Origin of the sequence: Marinobacter sp., assembly GCF_041686475.1 — a bacterium.
Taxonomy (GTDB): Bacteria; Pseudomonadota; Gammaproteobacteria; order Pseudomonadales; family Oleiphilaceae; genus Marinobacter.
Genome location: NZ_JAWLDU010000037.1, coordinates 22,421 through 30,477 on the forward strand (window position 1 = coordinate 22,421; position 8,057 = coordinate 30,477).

Here is an 8,057-nt window from a genome sequence, read left to right on the forward strand (position 1 = left end):
CCCTCGGTCACCCGGACACCTGACTCCCGCAGCATGTCGAGACCACGACCTGAAACCGAGGGATTGGGATCCTTGGTGGCGGCAAACACATGAGCAATGCCGGCTTCAACGAGTGCCTTTGCACAGGGCGGCGTGCGACCGAAATGGCTGCACGGCTCCAGTGTTACATAGGCCGTCGCACCGCGGGCATCAGGCCCGGCCTGGCTCAGTGCGCGAATTTCCGCATGGGCCTCGCCCGCGCGTTCATGCCAGCCTTCCCCGAGAATCTTGCTGCCACGGGCAATCACACACCCCACACGGGGATTGGGATGGGTCGAATAGCGGCCGCGCCAGGCTAGCTGGACCGCCCTGGCCATGAATGCCGTGTCCTGGGCGTCGATCATGCCTGTCCTTTGGACGAGTGGTTATCCGCCAGCGCCTTGGCCACATCCACGGGATCATCGCCCGAAGTCGCGGAAAGCCGTTCAATCTCTTCCTTGAACTCGTTAACATCCTGAAAGCTGCGGTATACCGAGGCGAATCGCACGTAAGCGACCTTGTCCAGCTGGCGCAGTTCCGTCATCACTTCTTCACCCAGCTGCATGGACTTTACTTCCCGCTCGCCGGTGGCCCGCAACCGGAACCTGATGCGATTTAGAGCCGCCTCGATTTCCTCGATACTGACAGGACGCTTTTCCAGCGCCTTCATCAGTCCCGCTCTCAGCTTGTCCTCATCAAATGGTTGGCGCGTGCCATCCTGCTTGACGACACGGGGCATCACCAGCTCGGCCGATTCAAAGGTGGTGAAACGCTCACGGCATGACAGGCACTCCCTGCGGCGACGCACCTGATCACCCTCGGCCACCAGCCGGGAGTCGATTACCTTGGTATCCGCTTCACCACAGAAAGGACAATGCATAAACTGACGCTCCTGCAATCCGTCAGGCGATGCTCGTTGCAGTGCGCCTGGCGGTGCGTTCGGGCTGATTAGCCAGCGTAGACCGGGAAACGATCACACAGGCCTTCGACCTGCTGACGAACTCGGTCATTGACTGTCTCGTCTTCCAGGTTGTCCAGGATATCGCACATCCAGCCAGCCAGATCGCGACACTCGGACTGCCCAAAACCGCGGGTGGTGACCGCCGGCGTACCAATACGCAATCCGGATGTCACGAACGGCGAACGTGGGTCATTGGGGACCGCATTCTTGTTGACGGTAATGTGAGCTCGGCCCAAGGCTGCATCTGCGTCCTTGCCGGTAATGTCCTGCTTGATCAGGCTGACCAGGAACAGGTGGTTCTCAGTGCCACCGGAGATAACGTCAAAGCCGCGGGACACGAACACCTCGGCCATGGCCTTGGCATTCCTGATAACCTGCTTCTGATAGGCCTTGAACTCATCACTCATGGCTTCCTTGAAGCACACTGCCTTCGCCGCAATCACATGCATCAGCGGGCCGCCCTGGCCGCCCGGGAACACTGCGGAGTTCAGTTTCTTCTGCAGGTCGGCGTCATCACAGGCCAGGATCAGGCCACCACGGGGGCCTCGCAGGGTCTTGTGGGTAGTGGTTGCAATCACATGGGCGTGAGGCACCGGGTCCGGATAGACACCAGCTGCCACCAGGCCGGCCACGTGCGCCATGTCCACAAACAGCCAGGCGCCGATCTTGTCTGCGATCTGACGGAAGCGGGCAAAATCCAGTTCCTGGGAATAGGCCGAGAAGCCGGCAATGATCATCTTCGGCTTGTGCTCAAGGGCCAGGCTTTCCACTTCATCGTAATCAATCAGGCCGGTTTCCGCATTGAGACCGTACTGCACGGCGCTGTAGATCTTGCCGGAGAAATTCACGCTGGCACCGTGGGTCAGGTGGCCACCGTGGGCCAGGCTCATGCCCAGAACAGTATCGCCCGGCTTGAGCAGTGCCATGAAAACAGCGGAGTTGGCCTGGGAACCGGAATGGGGCTGAACGTTGGCGTAGGCAGCACCGAACAGTTCCTTGGCGCGGCTTATGGCCAGGTCCTCGGCGATATCCACAAATTCGCAGCCACCGTAATAACGCTTGCCGGGGTAGCCTTCCGCGTACTTGTTGGTCAGTACACTACCCTGGGCTTCCATCACCCGCGGGCTGGTGTAGTTTTCAGACGCGATCAGCTCAATGTGAGCCTCCTGGCGCTTCTCTTCCGCCTGCATGGCGTTCCAGAGCTCGTCGTCAAAGCCGGCGATTTTCATATCACGATTAAACATTGATGCGCTGCCTCTGTGTGCGTAGCTACCCGAAAAAATGGGTCGCTATTCTATCTTACAAATGGGTGAAAAATCATCCTTTATACCGTCCGCAGATACCGACACACGGCCAGAGACGGTTTTTGCTCAATTGCTATCCCTGTTTGGTTTCGATACCTTACCCGATCAAATATACGCAACCAGATCGAGGGCGGCGGGGCAGGCCTTCAGGGATCGTCAAAATCAGGGATGATTTTGTCGAGCGTACAGGGATGTATTCACAGCGTATCCCTGAAGGCCTGCCCTGCCGCCCGCGCCTCCGGCGCCAGAATTCACCAGCCTGTTTCCAGAGAGGTTTAGCCAACATGGCACAATACGTCTATACCATGAACAGCGTGGGCAAGGTGGTTCCGCCCAAGCGTGAAATTCTCAAGGACATTTCCCTGAGTTTCTTTCCGGGCGCCAAGATCGGCGTGCTGGGCCTGAACGGCGCCGGCAAGTCCACTTTACTACGAATTATGGCCGGCGTGGATCAGGATTACACGGGTGAGGCTCGCCCCCAGCCGGGCATCAACGTTGGGTACCTGCCCCAGGAGCCGGAACTGGACGACGACAAGACCGTCGAGGAAATTGTCGACGAGGCAGTCGCCGGTGTCCACAATGCCCTGGCCGAGCTGGACCAGGTCTATGCCGCCTACGCCGAGCCAGACGCCGACTTCGACGCGCTGGCGAAGAAACAGGGCGAACTGGAAGCCTTTATCCAGGCCAGCGACGGCCACGATATCGAGCGCAAAAAGGAAGTGGCCGCCGACGCCCTGCGCCTGCCAGCCTGGGATGCCAAGGTGAAAAACCTCTCCGGCGGTGAGCGCCGCCGTGTCGCCCTGTGCCGTTTGCTGCTTTCAAATCCCGACATGCTGCTTCTGGACGAGCCCACCAACCACCTGGATGCGGAATCCGTGGCGTGGCTGGAGCGCTTCCTGCACGATTACAACGGCACCGTGGTTGCCATCACCCACGACCGCTACTTCCTGGATAATGTGGCCGGCTGGATTCTGGAGCTGGACCGTGGCCACGGCATTCCATTCGAGGGCAACTACAGCCAGTGGCTGGAGAACAAGGAAAAACGCCTGGAAGTTGAGGCCAAACAGGAAGCCTCCCGCCAGAAGAGCATCAAGCACGAGCTGGAATGGGTGCGCAGCAACGCCAAGGGCCGCCAGTCCAAGAGCAAGGCCCGCCTCGCACGCTTTGAGGAAATGAGCTCTCAGGAATTCCAGAAGCGCAACGAAACCAACGAACTGTATATCCCGCCCGGCCCGCGCCTGGGCGACAAAGTGATCGAGGCGGACGGAATCAGCAAGTCTTTCGGTGCTCACCTGCTGTATGAGAATGTATCTTTCAGCGCACCCCCCGGCGCCATCGTGGGTATTATCGGCGGTAACGGTGCCGGCAAGTCCACACTGTTCCGGATGATTGCCGGTCACGACAAACCGGATTCCGGCACCATCACCGTGGGCGAAACCGTCAAACTGGCCTACGTAGATCAGATGCGGGATCTAAACGGGGACAACACTGTCTGGGAAGAGCTCAGCGACGGCAACGACATCATCAAGATCGGCAACTACGAGACACCGTCACGGGCCTACGTGGGCCGCTTCAATTTCAAGGGCTCCGACCAGCAGAAGCGTGTGGCCGATCTGTCCGGCGGTGAACGCAACCGCCTGCACCTGGCCAAACTGCTCAAGGAAGGCGGCAACGTGCTGCTGCTGGACGAACCCACCAACGACCTGGACGTGGAAACCCTGCGGGCATTGGAAGAGGCCCTTCTCAACTTCCCCGGCTCCGCCCTGGTAATCTCGCACGACCGCTGGTTCCTGGACCGGGTGGCCACCCATATCCTGGCGTTTGAGGATGATGGTGAAGTGGTGTACTTCGAGGGCAACTTCAGTGAATACGATGAGGACCACAAGAAGCGCAAAGGCGATTCTGCGATGGTGCCTCAGCGGATGAAGTACAAGAAGCTGGCCTGATGGCAAAAGCCAAAACCGCCTACGTCTGCACCGAATGCGGCGCCGACTATTCCAAGTGGCAGGGCCAATGCACCGCCTGCCAGGCCTGGAACGCCATCAGCGAGGTTCGCGGCGTCAGTGGCGGCAATGCCAAGGGCGCCCGCGGTGCACGCTTCGAGGGCTTCGCAGGCAGCCTGTCGGAAGTCAAGAGCCTGGACGACGTCAGCCTTGCCGAGCAGCCTCGTATCAGCTCCGGCATGCAGGAATTCGACCGGGTGCTCGGCGGCGGCCTTGTAGAGGGATCTGCCGTCCTCATGGGTGGCCATCCTGGCGCCGGCAAGAGCACCTTGCTGCTGCAGGCGGTCTGCCATTTGGCATCCAGCGTCCCTGCGCTTTATGTCACCGGTGAGGAATCACTGCAACAGGTTGCCATGCGCGCCAAGCGCCTTGGGCTGCCCACCAAAGACCTGAAAATGCTGTCGGAAACCAGCGTCGAGCGGGTAATGCACGTGGCGGAAATCGAGAAACCCCGCATCCTGGTGGTGGACAGTATCCAGGTTATGCACGTGGCCGAAACCGAGTCGGCCCCTGGCAGTGTCTCCCAGGTGCGCGAAAGCGCCGCCTACCTGACCCGCTTTGCCAAGCAGACCGGCACTATCCTGTTCCTGGTGGGCCATGTCACCAAGGACGGCAGCCTGGCCGGACCAAAGGTGCTGGAACACATGATCGACTGCTCCATCCTGCTGGAAGGCTCCAGTGACAGTCGTTACCGCACCCTGAGAGGCATCAAGAATCGCTTTGGCGCGGTCAATGAGCTGGGCGTGTTTGCGATGCTGGAGCAGGGTTTGAAGGAGGTGAAAAACCCCAGTGCGATCTTCCTGAACCGGGGCGAGGAAGCGGCCCCGGGCAGTGTGGTGATGGTGGTCTGGGAAGGCACACGGCCGATGCTGGTGGAGATACAGGCGCTGGTGGATATGGCCCAGGGCGGCTATCCACGGCGCGTGGCAGTGGGTCTGGACCAGAACCGGCTGGCGATGCTACTGGCAGTGCTGCATCGCCATGGGGGCATGCACGTGTCGGATCAGGATGTGTTTGTGAATGTGGTGGGCGGCGTCAAAGTCAACGAGACCAGCGCAGATCTGGCGTTACTCGCGGCCATAGTGTCATCCTTCCGCGACCGCGCCCTGCCCCAGGATCTGGTGATCTTCGGTGAAGTAGGCCTGTCTGGCGAGATCCGCCCGGTGCCCAGTGGGCAGGAGCGTATCTACGAAGCCGCCAAACATGGCTTTACCCGCGCACTGGTACCCAAGTCCAATGCGCCTCGCAAGGCTATCGAGGGAATGAAGGTTATCCCCGTTAACAAGCTTAGCGACGCTCTTACGGCCTTGGAGGAGCTTTAGGCTTTTTCTGTAGCCTGGATGCCTGGCGCCACGCTGTAATCCGATAACAACCATTGGGCTACTCAATCAAATGCCCAAACTCCCTCTCCAATAACGCCTGATCCCCCAGATTCAACTCCACCAGCCGCTTCAGATGGGTCGCACTCTCAAGATCAATATACTGACACTTGAACCCAAGCCTTTCCTCTTCAATATGCCGTAACTCCACCGCCATGACGATTGCGGTTTCATGATCGTCAAGATGGACGATCACCTCGCACGGCTGTTTCAGCGGGACGCTCCATCCCTCTGGCCGCTTTAGCAGAACGCCCTTCAGTGAAATGTCCAACACCTCCGTACGCCACACTTCATCATGGCAATGCAGTTCGCAATCGGCATCGAAGGAGATTCTGTGGAAACGACGTTTTTCGGAGGATTTGGCTGGCAAGGGTTACTCCTGTTTACCGGTCTTGTCTAGTATGACTATAGACCGCACAGGGAAATCTATCTAGCGCTAGCACCTGGCAGCGCTAACTTCGGGGGCGTTAACGCGAAAGTGCGACAAAGGTTGGTTGCCGGGCCGTTTCAAAACCGTGGAGCGCCAGGGATGGCGCGACCGAGCCCTACAGGGACGTATTCACGGGCGTGTTTTGGAACGGCTCGGTAACCAGCCGATACTCCCAACTATCAATCTTGATTATGATACGGAGGGCTAAGCTCGGTCACAGCGCGAATAAACGCCCCGGCATGCTCCGGATCAACATCCGGGGTAATCCCATGCCCGAGGTTGAAAATATGCCCCGGCCCGGAACCATAGCGGGACAGGATATCCGCCACTTCCTGCCGAATCCGCTCCGGCGGCGCATACAGCATGGCCGGGTCCATATTGCCCTGCAAGGCAACCTTATCGCCGATCCGGGCACGGGCATTGCCGATGTCTGTGGTCCAGTCCAGACCCACTGCATCCGCACCGGAATCCGCGATAGACTCCAGCCACTGGCCGCCGTTCTTGGTGAACAGGATCACAGGCACGTGGCGCCCGTCGTTCTCGCGGATCAGGCCAGCGACAATTTTCTTCATGTAGTTGAGGGAAAACTCCTGGTAAGCCCAGCTGCTCAGCACGCCACCCCAGGTGTCGAAAATCTGCACGGCCTGGGCGCCCGCGCGAATCTGACCGTTGAGGTAATCGATCACTGAATCCGCCAGGTGATCCAGTAGCTGGTGCATGACCTCCGGCTGGCCATACATCAGTTTCTTGGCTTCGCGGAAGTCCTTGGACGAGCTGCCTTCAATCATGTAGGTCGCCAGGGTCCACGGGCTGCCGGAGAAGCCGATCAGTGGAACACTGCCATTGAGCGCGCCCCGGATGGTGGACACCGCATTCATCACGTAATCCAGGTCCACTTCCGCATTGATCCTGGGTAGCGCGGCCACATCGGCTGCGGATCGGATAGTATTGCGGAATTTCGGGCCCTCTCCGGTTTCGAAATAAAGGCCCAGCCCCAGCGCATCCGGGATGGTAAGAATATCCGAGAACAGGATTGCAGCGTCCAGCGGGAAACGCTCCAGGGGCTGCAGGGTAACCTCGCAGGCCAGCGGTGTATTCTTGCAGAGACTGAGGAAATCCCCGGCCCTGGCACGGGTTGCGCGGTATTCCGGCAGGTAGCGGCCGGCCTGACGCATCATCCACACCGGTGTGCGATCTACTGGCTGACGCATCAGCGCGCGCAGGAAACGGTCATTTTTCAGCTCGGTCATAGCATTCCCAGTCTGCTGTCGGTAAAAGTTTCGGAGGGCAATGATACCCGGTTTGCGGCAATAAAAAAGGGCGGCTCACTATCAGCAAGCCGCCCTTCTGATCCGGATCAAATACCGGAGGCGATCAGATATCGAGATAGTCCATGATACCTTCGGCAGCCTGGCGCCCTTCCCAGATAGCGGTTACGACCAGATCCGAGCCACGGACCATGTCGCCACCGGCAAAGATCTTGGGATTGCTGGTCTGGAAACCGAATTCCGTCTCCTCAGGCGCAGTAACTCGGCCGGAGTCGTCGGTGCTCACCTTCTGCTCGTCAAACCAGTCAGCCGGGCTCGGGCGGAAGCCGAAAGCTACCAGCACAGCGTCAGCGGGGATGACTTCCTCACTGCCAGCGACCACTTCCGGACGGCGGCGGCCGTTCTCGTCGGGTTCGCCGAGACGGGTCTGAACCACCTTCACACCTTCAACCCGATCCTCACCAATGATGGCAATGGGCTGACGGTTGAACATGAACTTCACGCCCTCTTCCTTGGCGTTGGCCACTTCACGGCGCGAGCCCGGCATGTTCTGCTCATCGCGGCGGTAAGCACAGGTCACGCTTGTCGCCTGCTGACGGATAGAAGTGCGGTTGCAGTCCATGGCGGTATCACCACCACCGAGAACCACCACGCGCTTGCCTTTCATATCGATAAAATCTTCGGCATCCTTTTC

8 protein-coding genes are annotated in these 8,057 nt (G+C 59.2%); 2 read left to right on the forward strand and 6 right to left on the reverse strand.

Features of this window, described 5'->3' with window-relative positions; all coding sequences use genetic code 11:
- From ribD to glyA, 3 genes are all read right to left on the reverse strand, one after another.
- Positions 1–383: bifunctional diaminohydroxyphosphoribosylaminopyrimidine deaminase/5-amino-6-(5-phosphoribosylamino)uracil reductase RibD (gene ribD / locus ACESMB_RS10025; RefSeq protein WP_372971447.1), on the reverse strand; the 383-nt coding region annotated here is incomplete at its 3' end.
- On the reverse strand, positions 380–898 hold the full coding sequence (gene nrdR / locus ACESMB_RS10030) for a transcriptional regulator NrdR (RefSeq protein WP_372926020.1): 519 nt from the start codon (positions 896–898) through the stop codon (positions 380–382). The genes ribD and nrdR, both read right to left, overlap by 4 nt.
- Before the next feature lie 68 nt (positions 899–966).
- Positions 967–2,223 carry a serine hydroxymethyltransferase gene (glyA, locus tag ACESMB_RS10035; protein WP_372926019.1) on the reverse strand — a complete coding sequence of 419 codons (1,257 nt, stop codon included), beginning with the start codon at positions 2,221–2,223 and terminating at the stop codon, positions 967–969.
- A gap of 344 nt (positions 2,224–2,567) precedes the next feature.
- Here glyA and ettA point away from each other — a divergent pair, with 344 nt between their 5' ends.
- Together ettA and radA are read left to right on the forward strand one after the other, a co-directional pair.
- Positions 2,568–4,229, forward strand: coding sequence for an energy-dependent translational throttle protein EttA (gene ettA, locus ACESMB_RS10040; protein WP_372971448.1), 1,662 nt, complete (start codon positions 2,568–2,570; stop codon positions 4,227–4,229).
- A complete protein-coding gene (radA, locus tag ACESMB_RS10045) occupies positions 4,229–5,608 on the forward strand; it encodes a DNA repair protein RadA (protein WP_372926017.1) in 1,380 nt (459 codons plus the stop codon). The genes ettA and radA overlap by 1 nt, the downstream gene beginning before the upstream one ends.
- A gap of 58 nt (positions 5,609–5,666) precedes the next feature.
- On the opposite strand, the gene ACESMB_RS10050 is transcribed toward radA, so the two are convergent.
- The 3 genes from ACESMB_RS10050 to ACESMB_RS10060 form a co-directional block, all read right to left on the reverse strand.
- Positions 5,667–6,035 carry a PilZ domain-containing protein gene (locus tag ACESMB_RS10050; RefSeq protein ID WP_372971449.1) on the reverse strand — a complete coding sequence of 123 codons (369 nt, stop codon included), beginning with the start codon at positions 6,033–6,035 and terminating at the stop codon, positions 5,667–5,669.
- Positions 6,036–6,274: 239 nt separating this feature from the next.
- Entirely contained in the window at positions 6,275–7,345 is a 1,071-nt protein-coding gene (gene hemE / locus ACESMB_RS10055; protein ID WP_372971450.1) for a uroporphyrinogen decarboxylase, read from the reverse strand.
- 124 nt (positions 7,346–7,469) lie between these two features.
- A partial coding sequence (locus ACESMB_RS10060) for an FAD-dependent oxidoreductase (RefSeq protein WP_372971451.1) occupies positions 7,470–8,057 on the reverse strand: 588 nt, incomplete at its 5' end.

Bases quoted from the DNA above. Each gene is read 5' to 3' on its own strand.
- hemE (WP_372971450.1), bottom strand. From the start codon at position 7,345: ATGACCGAGCTGAAAAATGACCGTTTCCTGCGCGCGCTGATGCGTCAG.
- nrdR (WP_372926020.1), bottom strand. From the start codon at position 898: ATGCATTGTCCTTTCTGTGGTGAAGCGGATACCAAGGTAATCGACTCC.
- ettA (WP_372971448.1), top strand. From the start codon at position 2,568: ATGGCACAATACGTCTATACCATGAACAGCGTGGGCAAGGTGGTTCCG.
- glyA (WP_372926019.1), bottom strand. From the start codon at position 2,223: ATGTTTAATCGTGATATGAAAATCGCCGGCTTTGACGACGAGCTCTGG.
- radA (WP_372926017.1), top strand. From the start codon at position 4,229: ATGGCAAAAGCCAAAACCGCCTACGTCTGCACCGAATGCGGCGCCGAC.